Annotated in this window: 21 protein-coding genes; 13 read left to right on the forward strand and 8 right to left on the reverse strand. The window is 44.5% G+C overall.

The genetic code is table 11. The features are described from left to right. The first annotated feature begins 90 nt into the window (after positions 1–90). Positions 91–855 (forward strand): triose-phosphate isomerase, encoded by a 765-nt coding sequence (gene tpiA, locus ACERC8_RS04240; RefSeq protein ID WP_373658646.1) that lies wholly within the window; start codon positions 91–93, stop codon positions 853–855. 55 nt (positions 856–910) lie between these two features. Here tpiA and yidA read toward each other — a convergent pair whose 3' ends face one another. From yidA to ACERC8_RS04270, 6 genes are all read right to left on the reverse strand, one after another. Next, entirely contained in the window at positions 911–1723 is an 813-nt protein-coding gene (gene yidA / locus ACERC8_RS04245; protein ID WP_373658647.1) for a sugar-phosphatase, read from the reverse strand. A 41-nt stretch (positions 1724–1764) separates the two neighbouring features. After that, positions 1765–2070, reverse strand: a complete 306-nt coding sequence (locus tag ACERC8_RS04250; protein ID WP_018367997.1) for a DUF1827 family protein — start codon at positions 2068–2070, stop codon at positions 1765–1767. A 79-nt stretch (positions 2071–2149) separates the two neighbouring features. Continuing rightward, a complete protein-coding gene (locus tag ACERC8_RS04255) occupies positions 2150–2596 on the reverse strand; it encodes an NUDIX domain-containing protein (protein WP_373658648.1) in 447 nt (148 codons plus the stop codon). Positions 2597–2698: 102 nt separating this feature from the next. Then, positions 2699–4954: an AAA family ATPase gene (locus ACERC8_RS04260; RefSeq protein ID WP_373658649.1), complete on the reverse strand. Its 2256-nt coding sequence runs from the start codon at positions 4952–4954 to the stop codon at positions 2699–2701. Positions 4955–5152: 198 nt separating this feature from the next. Then, entirely contained in the window at positions 5153–5404 is a 252-nt protein-coding gene (locus ACERC8_RS04265) for a hypothetical protein (protein ID WP_373658650.1), read from the reverse strand. A gap of 29 nt (positions 5405–5433) precedes the next feature. Next, positions 5434–6411: a beta-propeller fold lactonase family protein gene (locus tag ACERC8_RS04270; protein WP_373658651.1), complete on the reverse strand. Its 978-nt coding sequence runs from the start codon at positions 6409–6411 to the stop codon at positions 5434–5436. Positions 6412–6520: 109 nt separating this feature from the next. Between ACERC8_RS04270 and ACERC8_RS04275 the strand changes: the two genes are divergently transcribed. From ACERC8_RS04275 to comGG, 11 genes are all read left to right on the forward strand, one after another. After that, positions 6521–7006, forward strand: coding sequence for an NUDIX domain-containing protein (locus ACERC8_RS04275; protein ID WP_373658652.1), 486 nt, complete (start codon positions 6521–6523; stop codon positions 7004–7006). Between the two features lie 14 nt (positions 7007–7020). Next, positions 7021–8178, forward strand: a complete 1158-nt coding sequence (locus ACERC8_RS04280; RefSeq protein ID WP_373658653.1) for an AI-2E family transporter — start codon at positions 7021–7023, stop codon at positions 8176–8178. Then, on the forward strand, positions 8168–9409 hold the full coding sequence (locus ACERC8_RS04285) for a tetratricopeptide repeat protein (RefSeq protein ID WP_373658654.1): 1242 nt from the start codon (positions 8168–8170) through the stop codon (positions 9407–9409). The genes ACERC8_RS04280 and ACERC8_RS04285 overlap by 11 nt, the downstream gene beginning before the upstream one ends. Before the next feature lie 101 nt (positions 9410–9510). Beyond that, positions 9511–9882, forward strand: a complete 372-nt coding sequence (locus ACERC8_RS04290) for a DUF1033 family protein (RefSeq protein WP_373658655.1) — start codon at positions 9511–9513, stop codon at positions 9880–9882. A gap of 47 nt (positions 9883–9929) precedes the next feature. Next, positions 9930–10871, forward strand: a complete 942-nt coding sequence (gene comGA / locus ACERC8_RS04295) for a competence type IV pilus ATPase ComGA (protein WP_373658656.1) — start codon at positions 9930–9932, stop codon at positions 10869–10871. Further along, positions 10807–11835 (forward strand): competence type IV pilus assembly protein ComGB, encoded by a 1029-nt coding sequence (gene comGB / locus ACERC8_RS04300; RefSeq protein WP_373658669.1) that lies wholly within the window; start codon positions 10807–10809, stop codon positions 11833–11835. The genes comGA and comGB overlap by 65 nt, the downstream gene beginning before the upstream one ends. A gap of 24 nt (positions 11836–11859) precedes the next feature. Then, complete coding sequence (gene comGC / locus ACERC8_RS04305) at positions 11860–12171, forward strand: competence type IV pilus major pilin ComGC (RefSeq protein WP_373658670.1); 312 nt, start codon at positions 11860–11862, stop codon at positions 12169–12171. A 37-nt stretch (positions 12172–12208) separates the two neighbouring features. Further along, positions 12209–12574, forward strand: coding sequence for a competence type IV pilus minor pilin ComGD (gene comGD / locus ACERC8_RS04310; protein WP_373658657.1), 366 nt, complete (start codon positions 12209–12211; stop codon positions 12572–12574). Continuing rightward, the gene (comGE, locus tag ACERC8_RS04315; protein WP_373658658.1) at positions 12531–12821 is read left to right on the forward strand and encodes a competence type IV pilus minor pilin ComGE; all 291 of its coding nucleotides are present in this window, start codon (positions 12531–12533) and stop codon (positions 12819–12821) included. The genes comGD and comGE overlap by 44 nt, the downstream gene beginning before the upstream one ends. Beyond that, a complete protein-coding gene (gene comGF / locus ACERC8_RS04320) occupies positions 12808–13242 on the forward strand; it encodes a competence type IV pilus minor pilin ComGF (RefSeq protein WP_373658659.1) in 435 nt (144 codons plus the stop codon). Before comGE ends, comGF begins: the two co-directional genes overlap by 14 nt. Continuing rightward, positions 13220–13669, forward strand: coding sequence for a competence type IV pilus minor pilin ComGG (comGG, locus tag ACERC8_RS04325; RefSeq protein ID WP_373658660.1), 450 nt, complete (start codon positions 13220–13222; stop codon positions 13667–13669). The genes comGF and comGG overlap by 23 nt, the downstream gene beginning before the upstream one ends. 2 nt (positions 13670–13671) lie before the next feature. On the opposite strand, the gene tkt is transcribed toward comGG, so the two are convergent. After that, a complete protein-coding gene (tkt, locus tag ACERC8_RS04330; RefSeq protein WP_373658661.1) occupies positions 13672–15648 on the reverse strand; it encodes a transketolase in 1977 nt (658 codons plus the stop codon). Between the two features lie 125 nt (positions 15649–15773). Next, the gene (locus ACERC8_RS04335; protein ID WP_373658662.1) at positions 15774–17954 is read right to left on the reverse strand and encodes an LTA synthase family protein; all 2181 of its coding nucleotides are present in this window, start codon (positions 17952–17954) and stop codon (positions 15774–15776) included. A gap of 181 nt (positions 17955–18135) precedes the next feature. On the opposite strand from ACERC8_RS04335, the gene ACERC8_RS04340 reads away from it, so the two are divergent. Next, positions 18136–19299, forward strand: coding sequence for a class I SAM-dependent rRNA methyltransferase (locus ACERC8_RS04340; protein WP_373658663.1), 1164 nt, complete (start codon positions 18136–18138; stop codon positions 19297–19299). Positions 19300–19420 lie beyond the last annotated feature (121 nt).

Raw genomic sequence — 19420 nt, forward strand, 5'->3', positions numbered from 1 at the left:
AGAAATATGGTAAAATAGAAGGGTAATATTCTGTGAAAAATGATTAGAACATCTCATGGAATAAAGAAAAATAAGAAAGAGGTATGTGACATGTCACGTAAACCCATTATCGCCGGAAACTGGAAGATGAACAAGGTGCCTGCAGAAGCGCGCGAATTTATCTCACAAGTTGAGTTGGCTATCCCATCAAACAACCTGGTTGATGCTGTTATCGGTGCGCCAGCTATTTTCCTTGAAGGGATGAAAAAAGGCTTAAGCAAAGCTAACTCTCAGTTGCAAGTTGCTGCGCAAAACTGTCATTTTGAGGATGCTGGTGCCTTTACTGGTGAAAATAGCCCGAAAACTATCGCTGCTCTCGGTGTTGAGTATGTCATTATTGGTCACTCTGAGCGTCGTGATTACTTCCATGAGACAGATGAGGACATCAACAAAAAAGCGCATGCTATTTTCCGTAATGATATGACCCCAATCATCTGCTGTGGTGAGAGCCTTGAGACTTATGAATCAGGTCAGGCAGTTGACTTTGTCGGTGCTCAAGTATCAGCAGCGCTCAAAGGCTTGTCAGCTGAACAAGTAGCTTCACTCGTTATTGCCTACGAGCCAATCTGGGCAATCGGTACAGGTAAATCAGCAACCAAAGATGATGCGCAAAACATGTGTAAAGCCGTTCGTGATGTGGTTGCTCGTGACTTCGGTCAAGAAGTTGCTGACAAAGTTCGTGTGCAATACGGTGGTTCTGTTAACCCAGCTAACATCGCAGAGTACATGGCTTGTCCAGATGTCGACGGTGCCCTTGTTGGTGGTGCATCGCTTGAACCAGCTAGCTTCTTGGCGCTTCTTGAAGCAGTGAAATAATCTGAAAAACTCTGGGCATGTCGTCCAGAGTTTTCTGATATCAGTTATTCTTTACCTAACACCCTAACACCCAAGTTTTGATCGCATGAGCGACGCCACTCTCATCGTTGGAGAGGGTGATGTGCTTAGCAATTTTTTTGAGTTCAGGATTACCGTTTGCCATGACAACAGGGACAGCAACCACTTCCAGCATGGATCGGTCATTTTCTTCGTCACCGATAGCCATCGTCTGGCTCATGTCAATGCCTAGCTTGTTTGCTAGATGCTTGATGGCATTGCCCTTGCTGCCTGCTTTATTGACAATTTCTAGGTAAAAGGGTTGAGATTTGACAAGGCCGAAACGGTCATGATAGTCAGCTGGGATTCTCGCAATGGCCTCATCTAAGATTTCTGGCTCATCGATGAACATGATTTTAACGATTTCTTTGTCTGCCATTTCTTCTGGTGTGCGATAAAAAACAGGCATGGAAACTAGCTGAGCCTCGTGGACAGTGTATTTGCCGATGTTACGATTGGCAGTATAGATACCATCCTTAGTGATGGCATGCATGTGAACACCTAGTTTACGCGCCAGCAATTCAATATCCAAGTAATCGTCGTAGCTGACGGTCTCCTTGACCAATTCCTGACCAGAAGAGGTGTCTTGTACTAGACCGCCGTTAAAGGTAATAACATAGTCCCCCTCGTCTTGTAGGTTGAGATCGGACAGCAGTTCTGTCACCCCAGCAATTGGGCGCCCAGTTGTAATCACAATCTTGACACCGGCCGCTTTGGCTTCTTGCACTGCCTGGTAGACTTGAGGGGTAACGGTGCGGTTGCTGGTCAGTAAGGTGCCGTCAATGTCGACTGCAACGAGTTTGATGGTCATAATTTCTCCTTCATAAATAGTAAGAAGGCTGAGGAAGAACCTCAGACTTGGCGAATAGGAATAGAAATTTCAATGAGTTTATCCATGTGAACAGTTTTGACTAACTCCATCATCGCTTTGTTAGGGTGGATTTTACGCTTAAAGAAAAATTCTCGAATTTTATCTAACTCGGCTGACTTGATGGCACGATATTTGTTGGTGATGAGAAGCTCGTAGTGTGTTGGTGCTTCTGAGAAAACCACATCGGTGTTGCCTGCCGAATAAACCTCTACCAAAAAGGCATCGGTATATTTGAGTTGATTCTTGACCAATTCAGGATGGCTACCGGTCACATTAATCAGCCGCATGGGCATATCCTCTTTTCATTTAGGATTCCTTTTTTATTATATCACGAAAGGTCTTAAAAAGGACAAAAATGCCTTAAATTTAATTATTTTTTTGCCACTGCTCAATACCCCAGCGATGGCTACCTCGCTTGAGCTTGGTTTTGGCCTCCTCAATTGGAAACCAAGCTAGCGTATTAAAGTCTTCCAAGGGTTTGCTGACCTCTGAAAAAGACTCTACTGCATAGAGATAGGCGGGATGATAGTAGTGAGTGTCTCTGTGTCGAGAGTAGAAGTACTCATCTGCCTGACCAAGGTCTTGCCCTAGACGAGCTGAGAACCCAAGTTCTTCAAGCAATTCACGCTCTAGAGCCATCTGATGGTTTTCTCCCGCTTCAATCTCGCCACCAGGCAGAAACCAAGCCCCGTTAGGTGCCTGAACGAGGATGAGATGGGTCTTTTCCTCATTTGGGATAATCGCATAGACACCGTAGCGATTTTGGTATGTGGCACTAGCCACCTTATCGCCAAAAGTTGGGATGTTTGTCATCTGATGTTCTCCTGTTTTTATAGCCATTATAACACGATTTAAGCAGAATTGCTTTACTCAAGTTCAAAAACCACCAGACTTTAACGTTTGGCGGTTCTTATCTTATTCAGCAGTTTCTGTTGTCGGTTCAGCAACGGCCTTCACCGCTTTTATAGTGATATCCCCTTTACTGTTGAGCACTGCCTTGAGGTGTTTCTCAGTTGGGTGCTCTAGATAAAAGTCAGTGATGGCATCCTCGATATGGTCTTGGATGGTTCGGCGTAATGGCCGAGCGCCCATCTTTGGATCGTAGCCTAAATCGACTAGTTTTTCCTTGACCTTGTCAGTGATATCTAGCTGAATGTCATTCCGTGCTAAGCATTCCTTAACGGTTGCCAACATCAGGTCAACGATTCTGAGGAGATTGTCCTTGCTAAGGGACTGGAATTCGATGATACCGTCAAATCGGTTCATGAATTCTGGACTGAAAAAGTTCCCCAACTGACCAAGGACAGATTGGCTCCGCCCTTCGCGCGCAGCACCAAAACCAACAGAAGCCTCAACTTTACCTGTGCCAGCGTTTGAGGTCATGATGATGATGGTATCCTTGAAACTAACGGTCCGTCCTTGCCCATCGGTTAAACGTCCATCGTCTAATACCTGTAAGAACATGTGCATGACGTCTGGATGAGCCTTTTCGACCTCATCAAGGAGAATGAGAGAGTAGGGGTTGCGACGGACTTTTTCCGTCAGTTGCCCAGCCTCCTCATAGCCGACATAGCCTGGAGGGGCTCCGACGAGCTTGGCGACTGCGTGTTTTTCCATATACTCACTCATGTCAAAGCGAATCATGCTATCAGCTGAGCCAAAGAGTTCGATAGCTAGTTGTTTGGACAGCTCGGTCTTGCCGACACCGGTAGGTCCGACAAAGAGGAAGGAGCCGATGGGACGGTTTGGGGAGCCCAGACCAACGCGATTCCGACGGATAGCCTTGGCAATCTTATCCACAGCATCGTCCTGACCGATGACCACACTTTTGAGGTCGCTAGCGAGATTAACCAGTTGGGTTTGCTCTTTTTCCTTGAGGTCACCAACAGGAATATTGGTTTTTTGCTCGATGATGCTTTCGATGACTTTTTCAGTAATGATTGGCGTGTCTTGTTCATCCAGTTTTTGTTGCTGAAGTTCTTTATACTTGGCAATCTGGTCACGGAAGTAAGCCGCACGTTCATAGTCCTCATCCCTCGTCGCCTGAGCCTTGAGGTTTTCAGCCTCAATCAGGCGCTTATCAATGTCTTTAGGATCGATAAATTTGAGGGTCAAGTTGAGCTTAGAACCTGCCTCATCTAAAAGGTCAATAGCCTTGTCAGGTAAGAAGCGGTCTTGAATGTAACGATTAGACAGGACAGCCGCTGCTTCAATGGCCTCATCTGTGTAGCGGACATGGTGATAGTCTTCGTATTTTTTCTGAATGCCCTTGAGGATAATTAAGGTTTCCTCAACGCTTGGCTCATCGACCTTAACCGGCTGCATCCGGCGCTCTAGGGCAGCATCTTTTTCAATCACGCGGTATTCATTGAGCGTTGTTGCACCGACCAGCTGGAGCTCACCGCGTGCCAGAGCTGGTTTCAAAATATTACCAGCATCCATGTTGCCATCGCCAGCAGCACCAGCACCAACAATTTCATGGATTTCGTCGATGAAGAGAATCACATCATCACGGTTGCGGAGTTCGTCCATGAGTTTTTGCATGCGTTCTTCAAATTGCCCACGGATACCTGTCCCTTGCACCAAGCTGACGACATCAAGTCGGATGACTTGTTTGCCTTGAAGTTTTTGGGGAACAGAACCATCGATGATTTTCTGAGCTAGTCCTTCAACCACAGCGGTTTTTCCGACCCCAGGCTCACCGATGAGAACAGGATTGTTCTTGGTACGACGATTGAGAATCTCAATCACACGGATGATTTCCTCGTCACGCCCAATCACAGGGTCAATCCCACCTCGTCGAGCAATATCAGTGATATTGGTGCCAAATTCTTCCAATAAACCTTTGGCTTGCTCCTGTTGTGGAGACTGACCAGGGTGATTTGGTCGGCGATTGTTACCGTTATTGCCGCCACGCCCTCCAGATTGGGTTGGTGGCGTATTGGGAAGATTGCCACTAAAGGCGCGGAAGTTGTTCAAATCAGAGAAGAAGTCATCAAAGAAGGGATCAAGACCCTGCGCTAAGTTCCGAGGGCGATCATCACCTTGTTTAGGTTCAGACTTGATAATTTTATAGCAGTTTTGGCAGAGATCAATCTGCCCCTGCTTGCCATTCATGTTGGTATAGAGATGAATGGTCGCGTCGTTTAATTTACAATTGTGACACAACATAAAAACCTCCTAATCAATTGACCAATTCGATAAAGGTCAGTATTGGTCAAAGTTTATAAGTCTATTATAGCACGATTTTATAAAAAAGCAAAAATAAAGCACGTCTTTCTTACAAATTTTACTAATATGGGTGCATTAGGACTGTTTATAGACAAAAGCTCCCCTTACTTAAGAAGAGGAGCTTTGGTATTAACCTGTTTATTTGCTAAACAAACCTTTGGCTTTATCAATGAGACCCGCACCTTTATCTGTATCAAGTCCCAGGTCTTTGGCCTTATCAAGTACACCATCAAGACCTTTACTCAAATCCAGACCGTCAAGCAAACCTTTTGCTTGCTCGAGATAGTCACCGAGGCTATCTTTGTTTTCATTGATAAATTCTTTTGCAGCATTGATGTCGCCTTTAGCGATGAGCTCTTTGATTTTTTCGAGCAATTCAGTTGTGTTCATTGTTGTCCTCTTTCTTTTTGTTGTTTTTATTACACCATAAATTCTAGCATAAAGCAAGTCGCTTGTTTGGGAATATGAATCTGATCGCAATGTCTGAGCTGTCCTGTTTCTGAGTTAATCGCAAAGCTAGTTGCTTGAGTACCGTTTTGATCAATCAAAATAAGGAATGAACAAGCTGGTGTCACCGTTAAACTCAGCGCTTCTTGGTTAATAGAGATGGGAGCGAGTTTTTGTAAGGACCCGTCACCTAGAATCTCGAAAACACTCAAGTAAGGACAAGTTGGACGAGTGTGATAGAGATGGGCAGCAGTTGCTCCGACAGATGGGGCGAGGAGAGAAGTCGAATGGATTGATGAATCAGTTTGGCTAGTGTGGTACTCAAAAGCACCGTAACCATCATAAAATAATGTATGGATGATCTGGTGTTCACTGATCAAATAGCAGACTTTGGTCGCTTGGTGAAAAATCAGTTGATAAGGGATGCGCTCGTCAGGACTGCTGAATTGATTAACGAAACTCAGTCTATCGTTTGCTACCTCATAGATGAGTAATCTCTGGCGATGTTTGTCACCAATGGCCAGAAGTTTATCTGGTGTGAGGGTGATAAAGGTTGGGTCAACATCATCTAGAGGTAAGCTACCCAAGGGTTTCAGCTCTTTTTCAGTCGTGATGGCATAAGCTGATAAAAGTTTGCCTTTGTCAGTTAGAGTGTAGGCAATATGCCTATCGGCATCATAGCAGAGCTGATCAGCTTGATTAGTAGGTTGAAGTTCTGAGAGGAGCTGCTCATCTTTTGGTAAAAAAACAAGCTGGTCTTGCCCGTCAAGGTGGGTCAGGGCTAGAAATTTTCCATCTCCTTCAGGGATAACTGCCTTCAGTTGCGTTCTAATCAAAGGTTTTAACTCTCCAAATCGACCGTTTTGTTCATCAAAGGAACAATAGTAAACGAATTGCTCTTCTTCCTGATATGATTGATTGGACCAAATAGTTTGTAAGTGTTTTCTCATAGTAAAATTATATCATATCTATCAGTCGAGAACAACAGAACGGTAAAATTCAGCTAATTCCATCAGAACATGCTATAATAAAGAGAAACTAAGATGAAAGAGAGCTGTTATGGTAAAATTAGCAACTATTTGTTATATTGACAACGGCAAAGAACTCTTACTCATGCACCGCAATAAAAAGCCCAATGATGTTCACGAGGGCAAATGGATTAGTGTTGGAGGTAAGTTAGAAAAAGGGGAAAGTCCAGAAGATTGTGCCATTCGTGAAATCTATGAAGAAACTGGTTTGGTTGTCAAAGAGATGAAGCTGGCTGGTCTAATCACATTTCCAGAGTTCACACCAGGTCACGACTGGTATACTTATGTATTTAGGGTTACAGCTGTTGATGGCGAATTGGTTGAGGACTGTGTTGAAGGCACCTTAGAATGGGTCCCCTACGACCAGGTGCTAACCAAACCAACTTGGGAAGGAGACTATGAGATGTTCCAATGGATTATCGACAATCGCCCCTTCTTTTCAGCCAAGTTGACTTATGACAACGAACAGTTAGTTGGCAAAGAAGTCACTTTTTATGGTGATAATGAGCCAAGATAGAGAAAGGAGTTATGATGAAGTCTGATAAACAATCGTTTACCCTCAGTTGGTTTTTCAAGTGGTTTTTGAACCGTAAGAGTGTGACCATTCTTTTAGTCAGCCTCTTGTTTTTTCTGAATTTATTGGTTTTCACCAAAATTAGTTTTTTATTTGAGCCGGTTATTGGCTTTTTGACCATTGTCATGTTGCCGCTGGTGATTTCTGCTCTGATTTACTATTTGCTGGATCCGATTGTCTTGTGGTTAGAAAAGCAGGGACTATCGAAAGTTTGGGCAATTACCATCACCTTTATCGGTGTGATTATCTTAATGATTTTAGGTATTGCTAGTATCATTCCGATGATCCAGACACAGTTGGGCGCTTTTTTCAGTAATTTACCGAGCTATATTGAAACCGTTGAGAGTCAGGTGACCAGTCTGTTACAAGACAATCGTTTTGAAGCCTTACGACCTCAACTAGCAGATATCGTTGACACCGTCGGTCAAAAAGCTATTGAGTATGTCCAGACCTTCTCAAAGAATGCTGTCGACTGGGCCAGCAATTTTGCTTCTGCAATTGCTAAAGTAACGGTTGCTGTCCTCATTGCACCATTTATCATTTTTTACCTCTTGCGTGATGGCAAGCAACTAAAAGACAAGATTGCCGCTTTTTTACCGACAAAGATGCGGCAACCAGCTCGCCGTGTTCTGTCGGATATTAACAAACAGTTGGCGGGTTATGTACAAGGGCAAGTAACGGTTGCCATCGTTGTTGGTCTGATGTTTTCAGTCATGTTTAGCCTTATCGGGTTACCTTATGCCATCACCTTTGGGATTCTAGCTGGCATACTTAATATGATTCCTTATCTAGGGAGTTTCCTAGCCATGGTTCCTGTTGTGATTCTTGGTTTGGTTGAAGGCCCCTTTATGCTGATAAAAGTGCTTCTGGTTTTTGTGATTGAGCAAACCATTGAGGGGCGCTTTGTGACACCTTTGGTCTTGGGGAATAAGCTGAGCATCCATCCGATCACCATTCTTTTCGTGTTGTTAACAGCAGGGTCTATGTTTGGTCTTTGGGGTGTGTTGCTTGGGATTCCGCTCTATGCTTCCGTTAAGGTAATACTCACTGAGGTGTTCAACTGGTACAAGATTGTTAGTGGGCTTTATCAGGAAGAGGTAACAGATGACCAATAGTGAAAAAATGATTGCCTGTCTAGATCAGCAGGACTTGCGTAAAGCAGATAAGTATTTTCAACGTGCCTTGGCAGATGACAGTGACGATGTGCTGCTAGAGTTGGGTGAGTATCTAGAAGCGATAGGGTTTTATCCACAGGCCAGACAGGTTTATGAGCAGTTATCAGAACAATACCCACATGTTAACTTGAGCCTAGCCCAGATTGCCTACGAAGATGGGGATAAAGTTCTGGCCTTTGACTACCTCACTCGTATAGAGGAAGATAGTGACGACTATATCAGTGCTTTGCTAGTTCTGGCAGACCTCTATGACAGCGAAGGGCTAACGGATGTGGCAAGGGACAAGCTTGTCTTGGCTAGTCAATTAACTGATGAGCCCTTGGTGATTTTTGGCTTGGCAGAGCTAGAATTTGCACTTGAAGATTACAGCTCTGCGATTTCCCATTACGCTAAACTTGATAATCGCCTCTTGTTAGAACAGACAGGGATTTCGACTTATGAACGAATCGGTCGTTCCTATGCCAGTTTGGGACAGTTTGAGGCGGCGATTGAGTTTTTGGAAAAGGCTTTGGAGATTGAATACGATGGGCAGACCAATCTTGAGCTGGCAACGCTTTATTACGAGACTAATCACACGCAAAGAGCCTGTCTTTTATTCAAGCAATTAGAAACCCTTAGCCCAGAGATAGAAGGCTACGAATACCCCTATGCACTCTCTTTAGAAGCAGAAGATCAATTTTCTGAGGCGCTTAGACTGGTGCAACAAGCCCTGCGTAAAAACGCTTTTGACACACAGCTTTTACTTTTAGCATCGCAATTGTCTTATGAGTTAGCAGACGCGGTGCAGTCTGAAACTTACCTCAAAGAGGTGCTGGCTCTTGATGAGGACAATGAGGAGGCAAAACTCCGCTTATCAAATCTTTATTTGGAGCAGGAAAGGCATGAAGAGGTTATTGGCTTAGGCTTAGAGATAAGTGACCACCCATTGACCTTATGGCAGTTAGCACAAGCCTATGTGGCTTTAGATCGAGAAGATGAGGCTTTGGTGCTTTATGACCAGACTTTTGCTGATCTTTCTGATAATCCAGATTTTCTCTTGGCTTATGCTTATCTTTTACGTCGTCTAGGAGACTTGGAAAAAGCTAAAACAATCTTGCAGACTTACCTTAGGTTGATTCCTGATGATTTGGCAGTTGAGGAGTTGTTGAGCGATTTGTCCTACGGAGACTAGGAAAATTTGCTGGTGACTGGACTAAAAATATTTCACAAATGAGCATATTCTTTTTCTTATTGGCCATATTTCGCTATAATAGAATCGAAAAGAGGAAGAGTATGTATCAAGTTGTAGAGCTTTATGGGGCATTTGAACCCTGGTGGTTTTTAGATGATTGGAAAGATGATATTATCAAGGTTCAGCATTATGATACCTTTGATGAGGCCATGAGTGCTTTTAAAAAGCAATGGACCCATCTGCGGGTCAGTCACCCATTTTATAAGAGTCGAGCAAGTCTTTTGGCGGCTTTTTGGGATACCAAGCATCAAACGTGGTGTGATGATTGTGAAGAATCATTACAAGAATATCACTCCCTAGCCCTCTTAAAAAACTGGGAAGAGCTACCAGAAGACGAGCATCAACAGCAATTTGAACGCCGAAACGATCCCGTACGCCCTCTATCAGCATGTCAATTAAAAAAGATTGGTTAAGGCCAATCTTTTTTTGCTTGCTTACGAATAACTAGTCAGGAGGCCTTATGGTACAGGATATAGCAAAACGCCTCATTGAAGAGGGGAGAGAACGGCAAGCACAGGATATTTACCTGATTCCGAGACAAGATGATTACGATATTTTTATGAGGATCGGAGATGAGCGACAGTTTTTTGGACAAGAAAAAGCAGCTCTGATGGCGAGTGTCATTAGCCACTTTAAATTCGTCGCTGGGATGAATGTCGGAGAGAAACGTCGAAGTCAACTTGGTTCTTGTGATTATGATATTGGAGAGGGCAAAGTAGTTTCTCTACGATTGTCAAGTGTTGGTGATTATAGAGGTCTAGAAAGCCTAGTTATCCGCCTGCTCTTTGATGGTAAACAAGAGTTAGCTTATTGGTTTGATGGTCTGGAACAGGTTAAGTCTGTTGTCGGTCGTCGAGGGCTCTACCTCTTTGCAGGACCGGTTGGTTCTGGAAAAACAACGCTCATGCATCAGCTCGTCAGTGAAAAGTTCGCAGGGCAACAGGTTATTTCTATTGAAGACCCTGTCGAAATTAAGGAAGACCGTTTTTTACAGCTGCAACTTAATGAGAGCATTGGGATGACCTATGATAATTTGATAAAATTGTCACTACGCCACCGTCCAGATGTGCTCATTATCGGTGAAATCAGGGACACAGAGACCGCTCGAGCAGTGGTGAGGGCTAGTCTAACAGGCGCTGTTGTTTTATCAACTGTTCACGCTAAGAGTCTCTCAGGTGTCTATGAACGCCTGTTGGAGCTGGGGGTTAGTCCCCAGGAAATGAACAATTGCTTGGCTGGGGTTTGCTACCAACGCCTAATCGGGAAAGGAGGTTTAATTGACATTGCAACAGAAAACATTGCCAACCACGACCCAAGTCGTTGGAACCAGAAAATTGATGACTTGGTTAACCAAGGATATCTCACTGAGCAACAAGGACGGGTCGAAAAAATTATCACTTAGACAGCAAAAAAAGTTGATTCAGCTCTTTCACAACCTCTTATCTAGCGGGTTTACCTTGACCGAGATGGTTAATTTTTTAGAACGGAGCAGGTTACTAACGTCGGTGTATACTGACCAGATGCGGCAATCGCTACTGGAAGGAAAATCAATGGCCCAGTTGCTGGCTGATTTGGGATTTTCAGATGGTCTGGTGACCCAGCTGGCCTTAGCCGATGTCCACGGCAACACACAAAAGAGTCTAGCAGGATTGGAAGATTATCTGGAGCAAGTGCTCATCGTTCGTAAAAAACTCATCGAAGTAGCGACTTACCCACTCATGCTCCTGGCTTTTCTCGTCCTTATCATGTTGGGCTTAAAGAACTACCTCTTGCCACAGCTGGAGGGAGAAAACCTAGCGACAACACTGATCAACCATTTTCCTCTTATTTTTCTAGGGATAATGGCAGGGCTGGCGTTTAGCGGGCTACTGCTCAGCTATTTTGCCAAAAAAATAGACAAAATAAGTCTCTACAGCAAGTTATGTAAGATACCCTATCTGGGGCAGTTTATCAGCCTTTACCTGACCGCCTACTACGCCAGGGAATGGGGGAACCTTATCGGACAAGGATTGGATTTGGCGCAGGTGGTTCAGATCATGCAAGATCAAAAATCTCAGCTTTTTCAAGAGATTGGTCTGGATATGCAGCGGGCTTTATTAGCTGGACAAGCCTTTCATGACAAGGTTTTAAGCTATCCCTTTTTTAAGCGAGAATTGAGCTTGATGATAGCCTACGGTGAGGTAAAATCGCGCTTGGGTCAAGAACTTGAACTTTATGCTAAGGAAACTTGGAAGACTTTTTTTCACAAACTCAATCAAGCTAGTCAGCTGATTCAACCTCTGGTCTTTCTATTTGTTGCCCTAATGATTGTCATGATTTATGCGGCCATGCTCTTACCGATTTATCAAAATATGCCAAATTTTTAAGGAGAATATACCATGAAAAAATTATTGAAAACCATTCATAAAAAATCCGTTAAAGGATTTACATTAGTTGAAATGCTTATTGTTTTGCTTATTGTGAGCGTATTACTGCTTCTTTTTGTGCCTAACCTCAGCAAGCAAAAAGAAAAAATCGAAGCATCTGGGGGACGTGCGCTCGTTAAGGTTGTTGAAAGTCAGGCTGAAATGTATGAAATGGGCTCTGCTAATAAGGCTAGCTTATCAGCTTTAGTCGCAGAAGAATTTATCACTCAGGATCAGGCGGACAACTATGTTAAATATGTGTCAGAACATCAAGTGGCTCAAAACGTGCCGAACTAAAGGATTTACTCTTCTTGAAAGTTTACTGGTCCTGTTTATGATTAGTTTATTGGTGCTTAGCCTATCAGGCGCGGTCAATCAGACCTTTCAAGCAGTGCAGACAAAATTATTTTTTATGCATTTTGAGCATCTTTATCAGGATAGCCAACAGCTGAGCCTGAGTCAGCAAGCTACGGTTCAGTTAAACTTAAGTGGTCGACAAATCACCAATGGCTATCAAACCTTATCGTTACCTGAGGAAGTGACCTTGGTCACGGAGCGGCAAATTGAATTTTCGACAGCGGGTGGAAACTCGTCTCTAGCGAAAATAGTTTTTCAAACAAAACAGCAGCAGGTGACCTATCAACTGTATATAGGGAGTGGTAAATATAAAAAAACAATTACAAGCTTACATTCTCCTTGAGAGCTTAATAGCACTCGGGGTGTTGGTTACAATCGCTAGTCTTATTGTCGGTCAGCTGGGGCAGCATCAGGCTGCGGTTGCCCAACGTCTACACCAACAAGAGGTACTAAATGTCGCTACTATGGCTGTCCAGACAGGACAATCCAGTTTAAGCTTGAATGGCATCAGTGTACAGGTGTCACGAACGAGCAGTAGTATTACCGTTTATAGTGAGGGCAAGGAGGTGATGAGTCTTGCTAAAAACTAGGGTTAAAGGGTTTACGCTTTTAGAGTGTTTAATCGCTTTATTAGTGATTGCAGGGAGTTTATCCGTTTATCAGGGATTGACCAAATTGCTAAGCAGTCACACCAGCTACTTAACCGTCAATCATCAGGACAATTGGCTTCTCTTTTGCCAGCACTTGCGTGTAGAATGGCAAGGTGCAACTTTTGATAAGCTGGAAGGCAACCGACTTTATCTGACTAAGGAGGGGCAAGCGCTTAGTTTTGGAAAATTTCGCTCAGACGACTTTCGGAAAAGCAACGCCGACGGTCGGGGTTATCAGCCTATGCTTTTTGGTGTCAGCTCGGCAGACTTCAGCCAGTCAGGAGAAGTCGTCACTTTGCAGGTGACTTTTGATAAGGGTTTAGAAAGGATCTTTGTTTATGCTTTTGACAAAACGCCTTAAAGCTGGCATTTTGCTTTACGCTCTCTTTATGGCTGCTGTCTTTGCCTTGTTGTTACAGTTTTACATCAACCGTGTGCAGGTCACTGCTCAACTGCAGTCCCAGCAATACCAGCAAGCACAAGCCAGCTTAATGGCAGAGCTGACTAAGGAATTGGCAGATAGAGCCTCGGGCTCTTATCAGTTTGCTCAAGGGAGTACCAGCTACACTCATCAGAGTAATTACCTCGTTGTTAGTGTCAATTTATCTCAAGGGAATACCTATCATTACCGATTTTTCAAACTAGAGTTGCCAGACAAAAAAGATAGCAAAGAAACCCCTAAAGAAAATGATAAAGAAATAACAGCTGTTCTCAACGACTCAGACCAAAGTATTGACAAAGTAGAATCAATAAAAGAAACAGAAGTTGACGCGTCAACTTCTGTTTAAGTCTATTTTAGCTCTGCAATGGTTTTAAGGACATGCTCGACGGTAAAGCCGTAGTTGTCGATAACTGTTTGAGCTGGCGCTGAGGCACCAAATTTGTCGATACCGATGACTGCGCCATCTAAGCCGACATACTTGTACCAGCCTTGGGTAGCTGCCATCTCGATCGCCACACGGCGGCGAATGGCGTTTGGCAGAACAGATTCTTTATAGGCGGCATCTTGAGCGTCAAAGAGTTCAGTCGATGGTACGGATACCACACGCACCTTGCCACCTTCTTCTGCCAAGACCTTGGCCGCTTTGACCGCCAGATTGACCTCTGAACCAGAAGCTATCAAGATCGTATCAAAGTCACTGCCTGTCTCATAAACCACATACGCTCCTTTAGACACTTTGCCAAAGTCTGTGCCCTCTTCCACAGTCAAGTTTTGACGGGTCAAGACAAGGGCAGTCGGTGTCTTGGTGCTGGTCAGGGCATGGTGCCAAGCTGCCTGCGTCTCACGGGCATCTGCTGGGCGAAGCACAGTCAGGTTTGGAATGGCACGCAGACCTGCCAAGTGCTCAATCGGCTCATGGGTTGGACCATCTTCGCCGACAGCAATCGAATCGTGCGTAAAGACATAGGTCACTGGCAATTCTTGGATAGCAGACAGGCGGATAGCAGCCTTGACATAGTCAGAGAAGACAAAGAAGGTGCCACCGTAGACCCGCAGACCGCCATGAAGCGCCATACCGTTCAAGATTGTCCCCATAGCAAACTCACGCACCCCAAACTGAATGTTGCGGTTGAGCGGATGGTTCTTATCCTGCAAGCCATCTGCTTTGATATAGGTCATGTTGGAATGTGCCAAGTCAGCTGAACCACCGAGGAAGGTTGGCAAGACCGCAGCTGCGGCGTTGAGAGCATCTTGTGATGAGTTACGAGTGGCTTGAGAGAAGCCGTTCTCATAGACAGGGAAGTCTTTTTCTGTGATGGTCACAGGCGCTTGACCTGCGACCATCGCATCAATCTCTGCTGCTACTTCTGGGTAGGCTGCCTTGTAGTCTGCGACCAATTTTTCCCAAGCGTCATAAGCCGCTTGACCACGCTCAGCGACATTGGTCTTGAAGTCCGCATAGACATCTGCTGGCACTTCAAATGGTGCATAGTCCCAGCCGAGGTTGGCACGGGTCGCAGCCGTTTCATCTGCCCCTAGAGGTGCGCCATGGACAGCATTGGAGCCACCCTTGGTTGGCGCACCATGACCGATAATGGTCTTCACCTCGATCAAAGATGGCTTGCCTGCTGTTTTTGCTTGGTCAATAGCAGAGCTAATCGCTTTGAGGTCTGTACCGTCTTCGACGAGAGTTGTATGCCAGCCATAAGCCTCATAGCGGGCACGGATATTTTCAGAGAAGGCATCCTTGGTCTCACCGTCCAAGCAGATGTCGTTTGAATCATAGAGGACAATCAGCTTGTCCAAGCCTTGGTGACCAGCATAAGACGCTGCCTCAGCCGACACCCCTTCCATGAAGTCGCCATCACCTGCGATGACATAGGTATAGTGGTCAAAGAGTGGGAAGCCGTCTTTGTTGTACTTAGCAGCAAGGAAACGCTCCGCTTGAGCAAAACCAACCGCTGTCGAAATTCCTTGACCAAGAGGTCCAGAGGTGGCATCCACACCTGCGGTATGAGTGACTTCTGGGTGACCAGGGGTCTTTGAACCCCACTGACGGAAGTTTTGCAGCTCTTCGATAGACAAGTCTGCATAGCCTGACAAATGCAAGAGCGCATACAACAGCATAGAGCCATGACCAGCTGATAAAACAAAGCGGTCACGGTTGATCCAGTTTGGCTGGTTTGGTGTGATGCGCAAGTGCTGGGTAAAGAGGCTGTAAGCCATCGGTGCTGCCCCCATCACTACTCCAGGGTGACCAGAGTTGGCCTTGTTAATGGCATCAATACCTAAAAAACGAATCGCATTGACTGATTGAATTGACATAGATTCCTCCATTTTTTCTTAATTGAAAACAGTTTCTCTTCATTATACCACAAAAGTGGATTTTAGGGAAAATACCCGCACATGGTGCGACATGGGCGGGTAGAAACTATTCGTCTGCAAGTCATCTAATCAGAAGGTGTTGAACTGCTTTCTGACGTTTCGGCGTCACTGGCTTTAGTGGTTGGTTCTGACGGAGGTGGTGGATTTAATTCCAAATAAGTTGGAGCTTGGAAGAGGCTTTGCGTTGATTTCTGGCCTAACTGGCTGTAGAGGCTCTTCGATTGTTTCCCCAGCTCTTGCTCGATAGCAATCAAGCGCTCAAAACTGTCGATGTAAGAAATAGCGGAAATATCCACTTTTGGTAAGTCGTTTCCCGTATAAAAACGCAACAAATCACCTGTCTGTACCTTATCACTCATGCTTAATTGTTGCTTAGCCGCATCGCGAATCTCCTGAACGCGCACGGAAGTAGTGTCGTCAGGATTGGTGATTTCTTCACCGGTCTCTGTTTTATAAATTTTCCCAGCGTAGCTCGTGTAATCAGGTGCAATCACATGGTTAGATGTCCTGAAGGCAACAATCTGCTGGTTGTCTTTAGAGAGCAGGTCTTGTCCAAGCTGGATAAAGGCTTGGTTATCAATGCCCATCAGGTGCATCAAGGTCGGCAATGCGTCAACTTCCCCACCGAAAGTCTGGCTAATAAAGCCCTTATCCATGCCAGGAATGTGAATCATGAATGGGACACGTTGCAGCATGGCGTTATCATAATCTGTCCAGGTCTCAGGGTTCTTACCAATGAGGCTAGCTAGTTCTGTGTTGCGTGAATTTGAAATACCGTAGTGATCCCCGTACATCACGATAATCGAGTTGTCATAGAGCCCTGAAGCCTTGAGGTAATCAAAGAAGGCCTTGATTGACGCATCGAGGTAGTTAGCTGTCGCAAAATAACCATTGATGGTGTCGTCTTTTGTTTTGGCTAAAGGAAATCCAAGCTCATCTCCTGAGAGGTTTTGATAAGGGTAATGATTGGATACAGTAATAAATTTGGTGTAGAACGGTTGTTGAAGCCGTTCTAAGTATTTAATGGAATCCGCAAACATGACCTTGTCATTGAGACCGTATTGGAAGGAATTTTCCTGGGTTGCCTTGGACATGTAGGATTGGTCAAACCAATAATCGTAACCCCACTGTTTATACACACTGTTGCGGTTCCAAAATGTACCGATATTACCATGAAACACGGCGCTGGTATAATTGCCCAGTTCCCCTAAAATATGAGGGGCAGCCTGCTGGGTATTGTCGCCACCGTATTGGACAAAGTAAGAACCCTGATTTAGCCCGAACAGAGATAACTCCATTAGGGTCTCAGAATCAGAGGTTTTACCAGCCTTAACCTGATGGAAAAAATTAGCAAAGGAGAAGGTTTGCTGGTCATGATAGAGGCTGTTGAGAAAGGGAGCAACTTCGTGTTCAACACCGTCAATAGGTAGTTTGTAATCAATCAAAAACTGCTGGAAACTCTCCAGATGAAGGACGATGACATTTTTGCCTTTAGCCAGCCCAAAGTAGTCAGGGTTTGGTTTTACCTGATGCTGTGCCACATAGTCAGCCACTATAGCCATGTCTGCTGAATCAGCTTCTGAGCGGATTTTTTGCGTCTTGTAGGTTTGATTCCCATCGTAACCGAGGAAGGCAGGCAGTCCTAAGGCCCTAACCACATAGGTGTTGGAAAAGCCACGACTGAGCAGTTCTGGTCGGTCGATTTCCGCTAAAAAGAGATTGATGGAAAATAGCAGAGCAGAAAAAGAGGTCACTGCTATGGCCAGACGATTGGTCAAGGGTCTAGAATCTAGTGGAAATATTTTCTTGCGCCAAGCGTAAACGAGGAAAAATACATCAAGCAAATAGATAATGTCCCAAGGCCTAAATAGATTAAGTGCGGCATCGCCCAGCCCTGCAGATACCTTGCTGGTTGCTAGCATCGTTGTAATCGTGATAAAGTCTGAGAATTCCCTGAAATAAATAGCGTTTGCGACCAGTAACAGATTGAGCAAACCATAAAGCCCTAACAGGGTTCCGTAGAATGCCTTGGTCTGTTTAACATAGAGTGCTATTCCAAGAATTAGCAATGACAAAGGAATAGGGTTGATGAGGGTTAAAAAAAGCTGATAGGGATTTTCTAAACCCAAATGAAAGTCAATATGATAAGCCCACATGCTTTTTAGCCAATAAAACCCAATCAGTACCGCCAGAAATCCCAGACGAAAGCTCAAGGTATGATAGAACTTTTGACGTAATGTTTTCAAATAAGAGCCCCCTTACTTAACATAATCATGAGTCAGAACCACAAGGACTGCAAATGAGCACATTTGGTCTGTCCTTACTAAAGTTTTTCAATCTTACCCAATTATACCATAAAAAAACCTTGTCTGCTTGTCGTGGTCAATGCCATTGGTAAAAATGTCGCTTTTCTGGTACAATGGTTTTATGTTTAAACTGTTTGTCAGCCCTAGTGCTGAAAAGAAAATATTGTCAGGTGTACAAGTCTTAGAGGGACAAGATTTGTTGACCGCAGATTTGCCAGAGGGTCTAGTGACTCTCTACAGTAATCGCGAGAAAAAGTTAGCAAGCGCTTATCTGTCACCACAACAGCGGGGGATTGGCTGGGTATTGCCACAAGCGCCTGTTCAGCTTGATAAAGCTTATTTTGTGTCCCTGTTTGAGGCAGCAAAGGTTAAACGACAAGTCCTTGAGCATTCTAACTTGACAACAGCCTATCGTTTGTTTAACCAAGATGGAGATTGCTTTGGGGGTCTAACGATTGATCGTTACGGTGACTATGCTCTTTTTTCTTGGTACAATTCCTTTGTTTATAGCTTAAAAAATGTGATTGTGTCGGCTTTTCTTGAGGTCTTTCCAGACATGATTGGAGGCTACGAAAAATGTCGCTTCCAAGGGGCAAGCCACATTTCAGCACATATCTACGGTCAGGAAGCACCAGAACAATTTACGATACTGGAAAATGGTGTCAGCTATAACGTGTTTTTAAACGATGGTTTGATGACGGGGATTTTTCTCGACCAGCATGAGGTTCGAGGAGCTCTTGTAGATGGCTTGGCAGCGGGCAAATCAGTGATCAATATGTTTTCCTATACGGCTGCTTTTTCTGTTGCGGCAGCGATTGGCGGGGCTAGTGAAACGACGTCTGTTGATTTAGCCAAACGTAGTCGCGAGCTATCGGCGGCTCATTTTACGGCGAATGGCTTAGCACTCAGTCCACACCGCTTTATTGTGATGGATGTTTTTGACTACTGTCGTTATGCTAAGAAAAAAGGGCTGAGCTATGATATGATCATTCTTGACCCGCCGAGTTTTGCTCGAAATAAAAAACAAACCTTTTCAGTAGCTAAAGATTATCATAAATTGATGGCTCAGGCGGTTGAGCTTTTAGCAGATGGCGGTCTTATTATTGCTTCGACAAATGCCAGCAACCTAAGTCTCCGCCAGTTCCGCCAGCAGATTCACCAAGGTATGGGGAGACTGGCTTATCGTGAAATCAGTCGTTATCAACTGCCAAGTGATTTTACGGTTAATCCAGTAGATGCTCGTAGCAACTACCTAAAAGTTATCATCATGGAGGTCATTAAGTGAATATTCTTGTGCCGATTATGCCCAAATCCTTTGAAGAAGCAATGGCGCTTGAGCTCAGTCATTATGAGGGAACAACGCTTATTGAGTGGCGAGCAGACATGTTGCCTCCAGAAGAGATTTT

It is taken from the genome of Streptococcus sp. E29BA (genome assembly GCF_041807805.1).
GTDB lineage: Bacteria > Bacillota > Bacilli > Lactobacillales > Streptococcaceae > Streptococcus > Streptococcus entericus.